Source organism: uncultured Sphingopyxis sp., from assembly GCF_900078365.1.
Classification (GTDB): Bacteria; Pseudomonadota; Alphaproteobacteria; order Sphingomonadales; family Sphingomonadaceae; genus Sphingopyxis.
The window spans coordinates 2486521-2501465 of record NZ_LT598653.1 but is presented as its reverse complement, the minus strand read 5'-3'; the positions used below and the strand labels follow the sequence as shown (position 1 = coordinate 2501465).

At 66.5% G+C, this 14945-nt stretch carries 12 protein-coding genes; 8 read left to right on the top strand and 4 right to left on the bottom strand.

Annotated elements, in window-relative coordinates; all coding sequences use genetic code 11:
- Positions 1-183 precede the first annotated feature (183 nt).
- The gene (locus tag QZL87_RS11570; RefSeq protein ID WP_295319477.1) at positions 184-2247 is read left to right on the top strand and encodes a transglycosylase domain-containing protein; all 2064 of its coding nucleotides are present in this window, start codon (positions 184-186) and stop codon (positions 2245-2247) included.
- Between the two features lie 152 nt (positions 2248-2399).
- On the opposite strand, the gene QZL87_RS11565 is transcribed toward QZL87_RS11570, so the two are convergent.
- Genes QZL87_RS11565 through QZL87_RS11550 form a run of 4 tightly spaced genes read right to left on the bottom strand, consistent with a single transcriptional unit; the run spans position 2400 to position 9223 of the window.
- Positions 2400-3500: a DNA alkylation repair protein gene (locus QZL87_RS11565; protein ID WP_295319475.1), complete on the bottom strand. Its 1101-nt coding sequence runs from the start codon at positions 3498-3500 to the stop codon at positions 2400-2402.
- A gap of 10 nt (positions 3501-3510) precedes the next feature.
- A complete protein-coding gene (locus QZL87_RS11560; RefSeq protein ID WP_295319473.1) occupies positions 3511-4911 on the bottom strand; it encodes an efflux transporter outer membrane subunit in 1401 nt (466 codons plus the stop codon).
- Entirely contained in the window at positions 4904-8068 is a 3165-nt protein-coding gene (locus QZL87_RS11555; protein WP_295319472.1) for an efflux RND transporter permease subunit, read from the bottom strand. The genes QZL87_RS11560 and QZL87_RS11555 overlap by 8 nt, the downstream gene beginning before the upstream one ends.
- A gap of 6 nt (positions 8069-8074) precedes the next feature.
- Entirely contained in the window at positions 8075-9223 is a 1149-nt protein-coding gene (locus tag QZL87_RS11550) for an efflux RND transporter periplasmic adaptor subunit (protein WP_295319470.1), read from the bottom strand.
- Positions 9224-9254: 31 nt separating this feature from the next.
- Here QZL87_RS11550 and QZL87_RS11545 point away from each other — a divergent pair, with 31 nt between their 5' ends.
- The 7 genes from QZL87_RS11545 to rplA all read left to right on the top strand — a co-directional run bounded on the left by QZL87_RS11545 (position 9255) and on the right by rplA (position 14722).
- Positions 9255-9971, top strand: a complete 717-nt coding sequence (locus QZL87_RS11545) for a TetR/AcrR family transcriptional regulator (RefSeq protein WP_295319468.1) — start codon at positions 9255-9257, stop codon at positions 9969-9971.
- Between the two features lie 204 nt (positions 9972-10175).
- Entirely contained in the window at positions 10176-11546 is a 1371-nt protein-coding gene (locus QZL87_RS11540) for an MFS transporter (protein ID WP_362989343.1), read from the top strand.
- 157 nt (positions 11547-11703) lie between these two features.
- Positions 11704-11901 (top strand): preprotein translocase subunit SecE, encoded by a 198-nt coding sequence (gene secE, locus QZL87_RS11535; RefSeq protein WP_295319466.1) that lies wholly within the window; start codon positions 11704-11706, stop codon positions 11899-11901.
- 34 nt (positions 11902-11935) lie between these two features.
- Positions 11936-12472: a transcription termination/antitermination protein NusG gene (gene nusG, locus QZL87_RS11530; RefSeq protein ID WP_294028642.1), complete on the top strand. Its 537-nt coding sequence runs from the start codon at positions 11936-11938 to the stop codon at positions 12470-12472.
- A 33-nt stretch (positions 12473-12505) separates the two neighbouring features.
- The gene (locus QZL87_RS11525; RefSeq protein ID WP_295319464.1) at positions 12506-13432 is read left to right on the top strand and encodes an acyl-CoA thioesterase II; all 927 of its coding nucleotides are present in this window, start codon (positions 12506-12508) and stop codon (positions 13430-13432) included.
- A 155-nt stretch (positions 13433-13587) separates the two neighbouring features.
- Entirely contained in the window at positions 13588-14019 is a 432-nt protein-coding gene (gene rplK, locus QZL87_RS11520) for a 50S ribosomal protein L11 (RefSeq protein WP_295319463.1), read from the top strand.
- Between the two features lie 4 nt (positions 14020-14023).
- Entirely contained in the window at positions 14024-14722 is a 699-nt protein-coding gene (rplA, locus tag QZL87_RS11515) for a 50S ribosomal protein L1 (RefSeq protein WP_295319461.1), read from the top strand.
- The last annotated feature ends 223 nt before the right edge of the window (positions 14723-14945 follow it).

Here is a 14945-nt window from a genome sequence, read left to right as displayed (position 1 = left end):
CTTCCGCATCCCCGAGCGAAGACGAGGGGCTCGTTCGAGCGGAGGGAGAACCGCGTAACCCCTCTGCCTCGACTTCGCTCGGCATAGCCCCTCGTCTTCGCTCGGGGATGCGGATCAGATTAAGCCGCGCCCGCCCCTATCCATTTGCTTATGCTGTATTGGGGCTGTAATACGGCCCCGAGCATGACCTGGTTTCGCAAACCCGACGGCCCCGACCCCACCCTCGCGATGATGCCGCCGGATGGGCGCTTCGCCGACATGGCGCCGCCCCCGCCGCCGCCCGTTCCCGAAACGCGGCGGCGCAAATGGATGCGCCGCGCCTCGCGCGGCTTCGCGATCTTCTGCGTCACCTTCCTCCTGCTCGTCGGCTGGCTCGCGCTCACCGCACCGCTGTCGAAATCGCTCGAGCCGATCGCGCCGCCGCAGATCACCTTGCTCGCCTCCGACGGCACGCCGATCGCGCGCACCGGCGCGATCGTCGACGCGCCGGTCGAGGCGAAGAAGCTGCCCAAACATGTCACCGGCGCCTTTCTCGCGATCGAGGACCGCCGTTTCTACAGCCATTGGGGCATCGACCCGCGCAGCATCGCGCGCGCGGTGTGGAGCAACCTCACCGGTGGCCGCACGCAGGGCGGCAGCACGATCACCCAGCAGCTCGCCAAATTCACCTTCCTCACGCCCAAGCGCACGCTCGGCCGCAAGGCGCGCGAGGCGCTGATCGCCTTCTGGCTCGAAGCCTGGCTGACCAAGGACGAGATTCTCGAACGCTATCTTTCGAACGCCTATTTCGGCGACAACACCTATGGCCTGCGCGCCGCCTCGCTCCATTATTTCTACCGCCATCCCGAAAAGCTGACCCCCGCGCAGGCAGCGATGCTCGCGGGGCTGGTGCAGGCGCCCTCGCGCCTCGCGCCGACGCGCAATCCCGATCTTGCCGAAAAGCGCATGAAGCTCGTCGTGAACGCGATGGTCGACACCGGCTATATGACCGCGGCCGAGGCGAAGGCGATCCGCACCCCGCGCATCGACGTGCGCACGCGCAATACGCTGCCGACCGGCACCTATTTCGCCGACTGGGCGCTGCCCGAGGCGCGCAAGTTGAGCGACGTCGGCTATTCGCGCCAGACGATCACGACGACGCTCGACGCGCGGCTGCAATCGATCGCGCGCCGTGTGACGGGCCGCGCCGGGCTCGGCCAGGCGCAGGTCGCGCTCGTCGCGATGCGCCCGAATGGCGAGGTCGTCGCGATGATCGGCGGCAAGGATTATGCCGCTTCGCCCTTCAACCGCGCGACGCAGGCGCGGCGCCAGCCGGGTTCGACCTTCAAGCTCTTCGTCTATCTCGCGGCGCTCGATGCCGGCTGGGAACCCGGCGACCGGATCGCGAACAGCGCGATCGAGACCGGCTCCTACCGCCCCAAAAATTCGGGCGGCGCCTATTCGAAGGACATCAGCCTCGAAGACGCCTTCGCCGCGTCGAGCAACGTCGCCGCGGTGCGCCTGCTCGGCGAAGTCGGCGACGACAAGGTGATCGCAATGGCGCGCGACCTCGGCGTCACCGCGCCGCTGGCGGACGGCGACCCCAGCCTCGCGCTCGGCACGTCGAGCATGACCCTGCTCGAACTCACCGCCGCCTATGCCGCGGTCGCGGCGAACCTCTATCCGGTCGAACCGCACGCGTTCAAGGAGGCCGAAAAGGGCTGGTTCGAAAATCTCTTCTGGGGACCGTCGCGTTTCGGGTCACGCGTGCATGAAGATATGGAAAAAATGCTGCGCGCCGCGGTCAATCGCGGCACCGGCCGCGCCGCGCGGCTGCCGCAGGCCAATTATGGCAAGACCGGCACGACGCAGGACAATAGGGATGCCTTGTTCGTCGGCTATGCGAACGACCTCGTCGTCGGCGTGTGGATCGGCAACGACGACAACACGCCGCTTCGCGGCATATCGGGCGGCGGCCTGCCCGCGCGCATCTGGCGCGATTTCATGACCGAGGCGACGGGCCGCAAGGCGCCGCCGCGACCCCGGCGCGCCGACCCCGCGGGCCCGGTCGAACCGCTCGACATTCCCGACATAAGCGACATTCCGGTCGGCGAGAGCACGCGCGTCGGGATCGAGGGCGGCGACGCGGTGATCTCGACCGAAATCAATGGCAGCCGCATCGACCTCCGGCTGCCGATTCGGGACCGGGCGCCTGAACCCGTCGAGGTGGAGCCGCCGCCCGCGGTGACGACGCCGCCGGCGAATTAGAAGACGGCTATAAAGGCATAAGCACTCTTATTTGCCGCCGTCATCCCGGCGAAGGCCGGGATCCCGCCGGTGCGTCAGGTGGCGAGGGCGAGATCCCGGCCTTCGCCGGGATGACGATTTAGGCAGGAATGAACGGACGCCAAGAAGCCCCGTCAACCGGGCAACAGATCGAACGCAGCGGTCGCCATCGTCCGGCCGTTGACGATCAACTCGACCTCATGCCGTCCCGGATGATGGCGCCGCGTGCTGAAGTCGCGGATCGTCTGGCTGATCGCGATCGGCGCGGTTTCGCCTCCGGCAAGTTCGAACGTCTTCAGCTTGAACACCTTGGGCGCGGTCTTGCCTCCCGCGCGGGCGTAATGGACGCGGTAATCGACGACCAGTCGTTGATTGTGGGCCGAATCCGACAGGATTTCGGCGCTGATAGCAATCCGATCGCCCAGCCGTACCGTCGCGGGAGCGATAGCGAAATCGCGCACGCGCACCGCTGCGCCATGCCCGACACCGATCAGCGCGAGCGCGCCGGGATCGCCCTGCTTGATCAGCGTGCGCAGCGCGTGACGGACGATCCATGCGGTGCGCGCGTCGTCCTGCGGCCAGGCGGCGAGGCGGGCCAGCAACCAGTCGGGCCGATCCTTGGCGATGTCGTTCAGGTGATTGGCGACCGATTTGCGGACATAAAGGCTCGGATCGGCCTTCAGCGCCTCGAGGATCGGCGCTGCCAAGGTCGGGTCGGCCTTGAGCGCCGGCACGCGCGCCGCCCAGGGCAGGCGCGGCCGCATGCCCTCGCTTGCGAGGCGGCGCACATGCTCGTCGCCGCTGCCGGTCCAGCGGGTCATCACGGCAAGCGCGCGGGGCGTATCCGCCGCCAGAAAGGGGCGGATCGCGAATTCGGCCGACCCGAAGCGCGTCAGATCGGCGAGCGCCTTCATCGACGCGTCGAAGTGCCCGAGGCCGTGGCGCGCCACATATTCGGTCACTGCGATCGCCTGAAAGCCGTGCGTCAATCGCGGCGCCATCGCCCGCAGGACTTCGAGGCGGTCCGCATAATCGCCGGGCAGCGCGGGTTGAAGCGCGTCGGCGATATGTCGAACGCGTTCCATGATCGACAGCGCCTCAAGCCCATCCGACGCCGCCCGCAGAAAGGCCGCCCGGTCGAAGCGCGCCGCTGCCGCCGATCCCGCATCGGCGATCGTCTCCAGCGCCCGCGGCCCCAATATGTCCTTCAGCAGGGCGGGGGCCTCGGCGCTCACGATGCCGCTCTTACCGGCGTTCGACCAGCCCGCCGCCGAGCGCGACGTAGAGCGTGACCAGATTGTCGACCTGCGCGCGGCGGAGTTCGATCAGCGTCTGTTCGGACGCGAACAGATTGCGTTCGGCGTCGAGCACTTCGAGATAGGTCGAAACGCCTTCGCGATACCGCTTGCGCGCAAGGTCGGCGATCTGCCGTGTCGCGAGCGTGCCGCGTTCCTGCGCCTCGACCTGTTCGGCGAGATAGCGGCGGCCTGCGAGCGCGTCGGCGACTTCGCGGAACGCGCCCTGCACCGTGCGCTCATAGGTGGCGACCGCGATATTCTCGCGCGCCTCGGCGACGGTCAGATTGCCCTTGTTGCGGCCGAAATCGAAGATCGGCAGGCTGATCGACGGACCGAAGCTCCAGCCGAAACCGTCGTCGCTGAACAGGTCGTCGAGCGAGCCCGAGGCGAAACCGAGATTGCCGGTCAGCGAAATCGACGGAAAGAAGGCGGCGCGCGCGGCGCCGACATTGGCGCGCGCGGCGCGCAGCCGTTCCTCGGCCGCGACGATGTCGGGACGCGCGACGAGCAGGTCCGACGGCAGGCCCGCGGTCAGCGCCGGCGACTGCGCCTGCGCGACGAGCGGCAGCGGCGCGGGCAGGGGACCCGCGACCGGGCCGCCGGTGAGCACGGCGAGGAAATTGTCGGCCTGCGCCTTGCCGAGCTTCAGGCTCGCGAGCTGCGTCTCGGCCTGCGTCAGCAGCGTTTCCGACTGGCGATAGTCGAGCGCCGAGGTGACGCCCGCGTCGAGCCGGCGTTTCGCGATGCGCAGCCCTTCCTTGCGGCTCGTCACCGTGGCTTCGGCGAGCTCGATTTGCTCCTCGGCGCCGCGCGAGGCGAAATAGGTCGAAGCGACGTCGCGCACGAGCGCGAGGCGGAAGGCGCGTTCGGCCGCCTCGGTCGCGAGATACTGGCTGCGCGCGGCTTCGGACAGATTCTTGACCCGCCCCCAGAAATCGAGCTCGAACGAGGTCACGCCGACGCCGACCGAATAGCGGTTGGTCGTGTCGGTCCCGGCGCCCGTCAGCGAGGGGCCGCGCGTCCGTGTCGCCTCGGCGCTCGCGCCCACCGTCGGCAGGCGGTCGGCGGCCTGGATGCGATAGAGGCCGCGCGCTTCCTCGATCTGCGCCACCGCCACCGCAAGGTCGCGATTGCGCAGGATCGCCTGTTCGATCAGCACTTCGAGCTGCGGATCGGCGAAGAAGTCGCGCCAAGCGACGTCGGTCGCGCGCTGGCCGAGCGTCACGTCGCCCGCGAACTCCGCCGGAAAGTCGGCGGCGGTGGACAGCGGCGGGCGCTCGTGCTTCGGCGCCATGTTGACGCAGCCGGCGAGCGTCGTCGCCGCGGCGAGCGCGATCAGGTTACGCATGGCCGGGCTCCTCATGATGGCCTTTTTCGGCGGGGGCGGGGGGCCGCTTGCGGCTCAGCCATTTGCGCACCGACAGATAGAAGAGCGGGATGAAGAAGATGCCGAGCAAGGTCGCGGCGATCATCCCGCCCATCACGCCCGATCCGACCGCGATGCGGCTCGCGGCGCCCGCACCGCTCGCGATGACGAGCGGCACCATGCCGAGGATGAAGGCGAGGCTGGTCATGATGATCGGGCGCAGCCGCAGCTTTACCGCTTCCATCACCGCGTCGAGCGTCGACTTGCCTTCGGCTTCCTGCTCGATCGCGAATTCGACGATCAGGATCGCATTCTTCGCGGCGAGCCCGATGATCGTGATCAGGCCGACGTTGAAATAAATGTCGGCAGACAATCCACGCAGCATCGAGAAGAGCACCGCGCCGAGCACGCCCAGCGGCACCACCAGCAGCACCGCGACCGGCACCGACCAGCTTTCGTAAAGCGCCGCGAGCAGCAGGAAGACGACGACGAGCGACAGGCCGAGCAGCATCCCGATCTGCCCCGCCGACTGCTTCTCCTCGTAGGATATGCCCGTCCACTCGAAGGCGAAGCCGGCCGGAAGCTGCGACGCGAGCCGCTCCATCTCGGCCATCGCCTCGCCGGTCGACTGGCCCGGCGCGGGTTCGCCCGAGATCGTCATCGCGGGATAGCCGTTGTAGCGCTGGAGCTGCGGCGCCTCGGCCGACCATTCGGCCTTGCTGAAGGATCCGAAGGGCACCATGTCGCCGTTCGCGCTGCGCACGCGCAGGTCGAGCACGTCCTGCGGCGTCATCCGGCTCGCGGCGTCGGCCTGCAGCAGCACGCGCAGTACGCGGCCTTCGCGGGTGAAGTCGTTGGCGTAGGCGCTGCCGAAGCTGATAGCGAGCGTCGCATTGACCTCGCCGATCGACAGGCCGAGCGCACGCGCCTGAATGCGGTCGATGTCGAGCTTCAGCACCGGCGCATCCTCCTGCCCCTCGGGGCGGACGTTGGCGAGCAGCTTGCTCTGCATCGCGCCGCCGAGCATCTGGTTGCGCGCGGCGATCAGCGCGTCGCGCCCGTTGCCGCCGCGATCCTGCAGCTTGAAGGTGAAGCCGCTCGAGGTGCCGAGTTCGGGTATCGACGGCGGGCTCAGCGAGAAGACGAAGGCCTCCTTGATCCCCATGAAGGTCCCCATCGCCTTGCCGGCGATCGCGTCGGCGCTGTCGCCTTCGCCCTTGCGCTCGTCCCAGGGTTTGAGCGGCGTGAACATGATCGCGTTCGCCTGGCCCTGGCCGAAGAAGCTGAAGCCGTTGACCGACACGATATTGGCGACCTGCGGCTGTTCGGCGAAGAAGGCCTTGACCTGCTTCGTCGCTTCGTTCGTCCGCTGCGTCGTCGCGCCCGGCGGCGCCTGGATGACGGTGATCAGATAGCCCTGATCCTCCTGCGGCAGGAAGGATCCCGGCAGGCGGAAAAAGAGCAAGGCGGTCACCGCGACCATCGCCACGAACACGCCGAGCCAGCGCAGCGGCGCCGCCAGCATCTTGCCGACGCCGCCCTGATAGCGGCCGGTCGTGCGGGCGAACCAGTCGTTGAAGCGGCCGAAGAAGCGGTCGAAGAACGCCCCGATCCGCCCCTTGCGCTCGCTATTGTCGTGCGGCTTCAAAAGCGTCGCGCACAGCGCGGGGGTCAGCGTCAGCGCGAGGAGCGCCGAAAAGGCGATCGAGATCGCGAGCGTCATCGAGAATTGGCGATAGATGCCGCCGGTCGAGCCGGGGAAGAAGGCCATCGGGATGAACACCGCGATCAGCACCAATGTGATGCCGATGATCGCCGAGGTGATCTGGCTCATCGCCTTCACCGTCGCCTCATAGGGCGGCAGATGTTCCTCGTTCATGATGCGCTCGACATTTTCGATCACGACGATCGCGTCGTCGACGAGGATGCCGATCGCGAGCACCATGCCGAACAGCGTCAGCACGTTGATCGAAAAGCCGAACATCCAGAGCCCCAGGCACGCACCCGCGAGCGCGATCGGCACCACCACGGTCGGGATGACCGTCGCGCGCCAGTTCTGGAGGAACAGGAACATGACGAGGAAGACGAGCAGCATCGCCTCGCCCAGCGTCTTCACCACCTCCTCGATCGACAGGCTGATGAAGGGCGTCGTGTCGTAAGGAATCGACCAGGTGATGTCTGGCGGAAAGCCCTTGGACAGTTCGTCCATCCGCGCGCGGATGCCCTCGGCGGTCGACAGCGCGTTGGCGCCGGGGGTCAGCTGGACCGCGAGCCCCGCCATCGGCTTGCCGTTGAGTTCGGACGAGAAGAGATAGCTCGCCGCGCCCAGCTCGACGCGCCCGACGTCGCCCAGCGTCACCGCCGACCCGTCGGGGTTGGCGCGCAGGATGATGCTCTCGAACTGCTCGGGCTTGGTGAAGCGGCCCTGCGTCGTGATCACCGCGTTGATCTGCGCGCCCTTGGCGATCGGCTGGTCGCCGAGCTGGCCGCCCGGGGTCTGGCTGTTCTGTTCCTGCACCGCGCCCAGGGCTTCGGCGGCGGAAAGATTATAGGAGGCGAGCTTCTGCGGATCGAGCCAGATGCGCATCGCATATTCGGGCGCGAAGGCCTGGACATTGCCGACGCCGTTTACGCGGCGCAGCTCGTCGAGCACGCGCGTGTTGGCGAAATTATTGACCTCCATCGGGTCGGTGTTGCCGCTCTTGGACGTGATCGCGACGATCAGCAGGAAGCCCGAATTGGCCTCGGTTACCGAAATGCCCTGGCGGCGCACATCCTCGGGCAGCCGCTGCTCGACCCGGCGCAGGCGGTTCTGGACCTCCATTTGCGCATTGTCGATGTCGGTTCCGGCCTCGAAGGTCAGGGTGATCGACGCGGTGCCGTTCGATTCGCTGGTCGAGGCCATGTAGAGGAAACCCTCGACCCCGTTCAGCTCCTGCTCGATGACCTGCGTGACATTCTGCTCGAGCGTGCTGGCGTCGGCGCCCGGATAGGTGACGCCGATCGTCAGCGACGGCGGTGCGACCGATGGATATTGCTCGACGGGAAGCCCGCGCAGCGCGATGATCCCGGCCAGCAGGATGCCGATGGCGATGACCCAGGAAAAGATGGGCCGGTCGATGAAGAAGCGCGGGGTCATGGCGGATCAGCGCTTCGTGGGTGCCGACTTGCCCTTGGCGGGCGCGACCCGCACCGGCGCGCCCGGCTGGACCTTTTGCAGCCCGTCGACGATCACCCGGTCGCCGGGTTTCAGCCCGTCGAGGATCGCCCACTGGCCCGCGACCATCGTGCCCAGCTTGACCGGGCGCGGCGTCGCGACATTCTTGGCGTCGAGCACCATCACGCTCGCCGCATCGTCCGCCAGCTTGACCGCGCGCTGCGGAATCAGCACGCCGTCGGCGCGGTTGCCGGCAAAGATGCGCGCGCGGACGAACTGGCCGGGCAGCAGCGCCGAATTGGGATTCGGGAATTCGGCGCGCAGCGCCGCGGTGCCCGTCGCTTCGTCGATCGACAGGTCGAGGAAGTCGAGGTGGCCGGTGACCGGATAGGCGCTGCCGTCCTCGAGGATCAGCTGCACCTCGACGCGCTCGAGCTGCGGCGCGCTGACCTTGCCCGATCCCATTTCGCGGCGGCTCGCGAGCAGGTCCGAACTCGACTGGCCGAAATTGACATAGACGCGGTCGATCTGCTCGATCGTGGTCAGCAGCGTGCCTTGCGACGCGCTGACCAGCGCCCCTTCGGTGACCTCGGCGCGGCGCGCGCGGCCCGAAATCGGCGCGGTGACCGACGCATAGCCCAGGTTGAGGCGCGCCGATTGCAGATTGGCCTGCGCCGCCGCGACATCGGCCTCGGCGGTGCGCTGCGCCGCGACCGCGGCGTCATATTCCTGCTTGCCGATCGCCTGGTCGGCGAGCAGCGGCTGGTAACGGCCGACGACCTGGCGCGCGTTGGCGGCGGTCGCCTGCGCGCGGGCGAGTTGCGCGCGCGCCGCGTTGGCGGCCGCGATCAGCTCGCGCGGATCGATTCGGAACAGCGGCGTTCCGGCGCGCACATAGCTGCCCTCGTCGAACAATCGCCGTTCGACGATGCCGTTGACGCGCGCGCGCACCTCCGACGTGCGATAGGCCTGCACCCGGCCGGGCAGTTCGATGACGTTCGGCACGGCCTGCGTGCGGACGGTCACGATATTGACCTCGGGCGGCGGCGGCGCGGGGGGCGCTTCGGACGAACAGGCGGCCAGCAGCAAGGCCAGCGCAGCGCCGGCGGCGCAGCTGAGAGGGCGAACGCGACTCATATGAACCCCTGAAAAATCGCAGTTGTGCAGGATGGTTATATACGCAAAAGCTTGCGCTGATGCGCCGTGTAATTTAAATTACAAAAAAGGGCAAGGGGGAAAGGAAACGCAATTGGGCATGTCGGAATCGATTGTATCTCAAACGGATAGGCTATCGCCGCGCGAGCGGCGGCAAAGCGCCATTCTCGACGCCGCCGAGTCGCTGTTCCTCGAACAAGGCTATGAACGCACCAGCCTGGCCGAAATCGTCAAACGCTCGGGCGGCTCGCTCGCGACGCTCTATGAACTGTTCGGCAACAAGCAGGGGCTGCTTCGTGCGATCGCGACCCGCTGGTGCGACGAAGCCATGCTCCGGTCGCTCGACGACGATGCGACCCGCGACTTGTCGAGCGTCGAAATCCTGAAAAATTATGCGCATCGCCAGAAAGAATTGATGGAATCGGCGCATGCTGTCGCGCTGATGCGGATGCTGGTTTCCGAAAGTCTGCGCGACCATGAATTCGCGATGCAGATTTATCTCGACCTTCATGTGCCCGCGCTGGAGGAATTGATCGACCTGTTCGCCGAATGGGCGGCGACGGGCAAGGCCGAGATCGACCGCCCCGACGCCGCTGCGCGCCTGTTCTTCGACATTGTTGTCGGCGATTCCATGCTGAACATGCTGATGGGGATCGAGGTCGAATGGCTGGACAGCGAACAGATCGACTGGCGCCTCCAGCCGTTCCTTTCGCATTTCAAGATTCGATAGAATCTAACTGTTATAGCGAGAAGCGGATGAATCCCTACCCTCGTCATTCCCGCGAAAGCGGGAACCCAGCGAGAGATAAGCCGACGCAAGCTCTGGGTTCCCGCTTTCGCGGGAATGACGAAGTAGGAGGATGCGGAATATCGCCTGCCGATCTTTCGTACGCCGGGCCTTTTCGCCAGCCGCACCCTGTTGACACAATTGTAAATAACTGAAACCCTGCACCTTCCTTTTCGGGAGTGTCGCATTCTGGCTAGCACCGCCCTGCCATCCGCCGCCCCGGCGGGCGAAGCCTCCGCCCTGCGTCCGCGCACCGTCGCCGCCTATGCCGCGACCGCGGGGCCGACGGTCATGCTCGGCCTGCCGTTCAGCGTCTATCTGCCGCCCTATATCGCGGAGGGCGGGGCGGTTTCGGTCGCGCTGGTCGGGCTGCTCTTCTCGCTCACGACGATCTGGGACGGCGTCGTCGATCCGCTTATCGGCACGATGGTCGACCGCGTCCGCACCGGGCTCGGCGCGCACCGGCGCTGGATGCTGCTCGCGCTGCTTCCCCTGTCGCTGCTCCTGCTCGCATTGGTGACGGTCGGCGACCGGATGCCCTTCGCGGCGCTCTTCCTGATGATGGTGCTCTTTTATTCGAGCTACAGCCTCTACGAGGTGGCGCAACTGTCATGGGGGGCGGCGCTCGTCCGCACGCCCGCCGACAGCGCGCTCCTCTATGGCATGCGCGATTGGTTCGCGAAGATCGCGCTGATCCTCGCTTTCGCGGCACCCGCCGCGGCGCAGCTGTTGATCCCGGGGCTCAGCCTGCAAGGGCGGATCGTCGCCTATGCCAGCCTCTTCCTCCTGCTGGTGCCGGTCGCGCTCGTCGCGATCCGCCGCGTGCCTCCGCGCACGGTGGTGGCCGAATCCGGCTTTGGCTGGCGGCACGAAATCCGCGCCTCGCTGTCCTTTCGGCCATTGATGCTGTTGCTCGGGGTGCAGTTCCTCAACAGCTTCGCCTTCGGTTCGCTGACCGCGCTTTTCGTCTTCTTCGCCGCTGCGGTGCTCGACCTCGATGCGCAGAGCGCGGTCCTGCTGTTCGCGAGTTTCGTCGGCGGGGCGCTTGCGTCGCCGATCTGGACCTTCCTCGCGCGCCGCTTCGGCAAGCCGCCGATGATGATGGCGATGGGGCTGCTGATCGGCGGCCTGCTCGTCGCAACGCTGGCGCAGCAGCCGCGCGGGCTGGCGCAGGCGGCCGGCTTCTCGCTGATGCTCGGCACCGGCTTCGTCGGGATGCTTTTCACCTATTCGATGCTCGCCGACCTGATTCCGCGCGACAGCGAGCGATGCGGGCGGAACCGGTCGGCCTTCCTCTTCGCGCTCTTGAACCTGATGGCGAAATTCGGCGTCGCCGCCGCGATCGCGGTCAGCTATGCGGCGCTCGACCTCGCCGGCTTCGATCCACAGAACGGCAAGGCGGCGGCGCGCGAGTTGCATCTGATCTTCGCGCTCCAGCCGACGGCCGCCTGGATGGTCATGATCGGCCTGCTGCTCTGGATGCAGCGCGAACTTGCAATCGCCGCGCCGCGCAAGTAAAGGCCGCTTCATTCGGACAGATGCGCCGTTCTTTCCCGCCTTTCGCCGACATGCTCGGGGAGGGTGGGCGGACACTTGCCCAAAGCGCGCTTGACGCGTGGGCGGCGGCAACCCATCTGGCCCGGATCATTGACGCTATTTGGACAGGACGATCGACATGGCGAAGACCAGCCCCGGGCAGTTCATCAATCAGGTGAAGGTGGAAGCCCAGAAGATCGTTTGGCCGACCAGCCGCGAAACGGTGCAGACGACGATCATGGTGCTCATCATGACGACGATCCTTTCGCTCTTCTTCCTCGGCGTCGACACGGTTTTCAACGCGATCGTCAGCTGGCTGACGTCGCTCGCGCGCTAACGCCCGCGATCACAGGGACAGGATACGGATAGACATGGCGCGCTGGTACATCATTCACGCCTATTCGGGTTTCGAGAACAAGGTTCGCGATTCGGTGCTTGCGGAGGCCGAGCGCATGGGCCTCACCGACTTCGTCGAAGCGGTCGAGGTGCCGGTCGAAACCGTCACCGAGGTGAAGCGCGGCAAGAAGGTTCAGGCCGAACGCAAATTCTTCCCCGGCTATGTCCTCGCCAAGCTGACGATGACCGACGACGTCTATCACCTCGTCAAGAACACGCCGAAGGTCACGGGCTTTCTCGGCTCGTCGGGCAAGCCGCAGGCGATCAGCGAGGCCGAAGCTGCGCGCATCCTCAACAGCAAGGAAGAGGCCGCGGCGCGTCCGAAGACCGAAATCCGCGTCGATTATGAAATCGGCGATCAGGTCAAGGTCCTCGACGGTCCCTTCGCCAGCTTCAACGGGCTGGTCGAGGAGCTCGATTTCGAAAAGGCGCGCGTCAAGGTGTCGGTGTCGATCTTCGGCCGCGCCACCCCGGTCGAACTCGACTTCGAACAGGTCGAACGCTTCAAATAACGGCGCCGTGCGCCCCAGCCGATGGAACAGCGCATGAGCCTCACGCCCGAAGAGATGCAGGCGCGCCTCGATCTCGCGCGCGAAATCAACGCGAGCACGCCCGCCGACAAGGTCGTCGGCGCGGTGGCGCGGCTGTTCGATCTCGACGCGGTGCCGGGGCTCGACGACGAATTCACCTTTCCCGCGCGTCCGACGACCTCGCGCGACCGGATTTTCGGCGGGCAGGTGATCGCGCAGGCGATGACCGCCGCCGCGCGCACGGTCGATCCCGACAAGCAGGTGCATTCGCTCCACGCCTATTTCCTGCGCGGCGGCGACGAAACCAAGCCGCTGCACTTCCGCCTCCACCGCGACTTCGACGGCCGCAGCTTCTCGAACCGCCGCGTCGTCGTGCGCCAGGACGGCAAAGTCATCTTCAACCTGACCGCCTCGTTCCAGCGGCCGGCGGAGGGGCTGTCGCACCAGGTTCCGATGCCCGATCTGCTGCCGCCCGAAGAGTGCTGGGACTTCACCGGTTTCATCGCCGCCGACCCGCATATCTCGGACCGCCAGCTCGCGCATATGGCGCGCAGCCGCCCGTTCGAGGTGCGCAGCTTCCGCCCGCCGGCTTCGGATCGGGCGACGCAGCATTATCAGTGGTTCCGCGTCGCATCGCCGATCGGCGACGATCCCTTGCTCCACCGCGGGTTCCTCGCCTTCGCTTCCGACATGGGGCTGCTCTCTTCGGCGATGCTGCCGCACGGCGTCAGCTTCTGGACCCCGGGCATGGTGTCGACCAGCCTCGACCATGCGATGTGGTTTCACGGGGACGTGCGCGTCGACGACTGGTTCGTCTTCGTGATGGACAGCCCGTGGACGGGCGGCGACCGGGGCCTCTGCCGCGGTTCGATCTATCGCCGCGACGGCACGCTGATGGCAACGGTCGCGCAGGAAGGCCTGATCCGCTACCGCCCCCAATAGGGCTTGTTTTTCGCGGCCTTTGCGCCTATCCGCGCCGCTTCGCGTCAGATACGGGCGTGATTCCGCGCGGGAGGAAGGGGTGATGCCCATCTGTTCGACCGCTTATTTTGAGCTCCGGGTCTCGGTTCGGGGCGACAGAAAGAAAGGAAGCCATCATGGCTAAGAAAATCAGCGGCTATATCAAGCTGCAGGTGCCCGCCGGCACCGCCAACCCGTCGCCGCCGCTCGGGCCGGCGCTCGGTCAGCGCGGCGTCAACATCATGGAATTCTGCAAGGCGTTCAACGCCAAGACCCAGGGCCTGGACAAGGGCACGCCGACCCCGACCATCATCACCGTCTATGCGGACAAGAGCTTCTCGTTCGTCACCAAGACGCCCCCGGCGACCTATCTGATCAAGAAGGCCGCGAACCTGAAGTCGGGTTCGAAGGAGCCCGGCAAGATCAGCGGCGGCAAGATCGCGCGCTCGAAGCTCGCCGAAATCGCCGAGATCAAGATGAAGGATCTCAACGCCAACGACATCGAACAGGCGACGAAGATCATCGAAGGCAGCGCCCGCTCGATGGGCCTCGAAGTGACGGAGGGCTGAACCCATGGCTAAGCTGACCAAGAAGCAGAAGGCCCTCGAGGGCAAGGTCGACGCGCTGAAGCTGCACGGCGTTGACGAAGCGATCAAGCTGGTGCGCGAGCTGGCGACCGCCAAGTTCGACGAAACGCTGGAAATCGCGATGAACCTCGGCGTCGATCCGCGCCACGCCGATCAGATGGTCCGCGGCGTCGTCACGCTGCCCGCCGGCACCGGCAAGGACGTCAAGGTCGCGGTCTTCGCGCGCGGTGACAATGCCGAAAAGGCGCTGGCCGCCGGCGCCGACAAGGTCGGTGCCGAAGACCTGATGGAAGACATGCTCGCGGGCAATCTCGACTATGGCCGCGTCATCGCGACGCCGGACATGATGGGCATCGTCGGCCGCCTCGGCAAGACGCTGGGTCCGAAGGGCCTGATGCCGAACCCGAAGCTGGGCACCGTGACGCCGAACGTCGCCGAAGCCGTGAAGGCCGCCAAGGGCGGTCAGATCGAATTCCGCGTCGAAAAGGTCGGCATCATCCACGCCGGCCTCGGCAAGCTGTCGTTCGGCGAGGAAAAGCTGCGCCAGAACTTCGACGCCTTCGTCGACGCGATCGTCAAGGCGAAGCCCGCCGGCGCCAAGGGCAAGTACGTCCGCAAGGTCGCGCTGTCCTCGTCGATGGGCCCGGGCGTGAAGATCGACACGGCCGAACTCGCCGGCGCCTGATCGGCACCGCAACGATTTAGCGAAGGGCCGGGGGAAACCCCGGCCCTTTTCTCTTGACCGTCGCCCCCGCGCAGGCGGGGCCGCCAGCGGTTTACGCAACAGCCAAGGACAAGGCCTCCAGCGGCCCCCGCCTGCGCGGGGGCGACGATTATTTCTCACACAAAGACACGAAGAGGGCCGCTTGGGCCGATAGGCCCATTTCTCCTTCGATCATGCGACTATC

Coding starts and splice junctions, on each gene's coding strand:
- rplA (WP_295319461.1), top strand. CDS start 14,024: ATGGCTAAGCTGACCAAGAAGCAGAAGGCCCTCGAGGGCAAGGTCGAC.
- QZL87_RS11570 (WP_295319477.1), top strand. CDS start 184: ATGACCTGGTTTCGCAAACCCGACGGCCCCGACCCCACCCTCGCGATG.
- QZL87_RS11525 (WP_295319464.1), top strand. CDS start 12,506: ATGAGCCTCACGCCCGAAGAGATGCAGGCGCGCCTCGATCTCGCGCGC.
- QZL87_RS11545 (WP_295319468.1), top strand. CDS start 9,255: ATGGTTATATACGCAAAAGCTTGCGCTGATGCGCCGTGTAATTTAAAT.
- nusG (WP_294028642.1), top strand. CDS start 11,936: ATGGCGCGCTGGTACATCATTCACGCCTATTCGGGTTTCGAGAACAAG.
- QZL87_RS11560 (WP_295319473.1), bottom strand. CDS start 4,911: ATGCGTAACCTGATCGCGCTCGCCGCGGCGACGACGCTCGCCGGCTGC.
- rplK (WP_295319463.1), top strand. CDS start 13,588: ATGGCTAAGAAAATCAGCGGCTATATCAAGCTGCAGGTGCCCGCCGGC.
- QZL87_RS11550 (WP_295319470.1), bottom strand. CDS start 9,223: ATGAGTCGCGTTCGCCCTCTCAGCTGCGCCGCCGGCGCTGCGCTGGCC.
- QZL87_RS11555 (WP_295319472.1), bottom strand. CDS start 8,068: ATGACCCCGCGCTTCTTCATCGACCGGCCCATCTTTTCCTGGGTCATC.
- secE (WP_295319466.1), top strand. CDS start 11,704: ATGGCGAAGACCAGCCCCGGGCAGTTCATCAATCAGGTGAAGGTGGAA.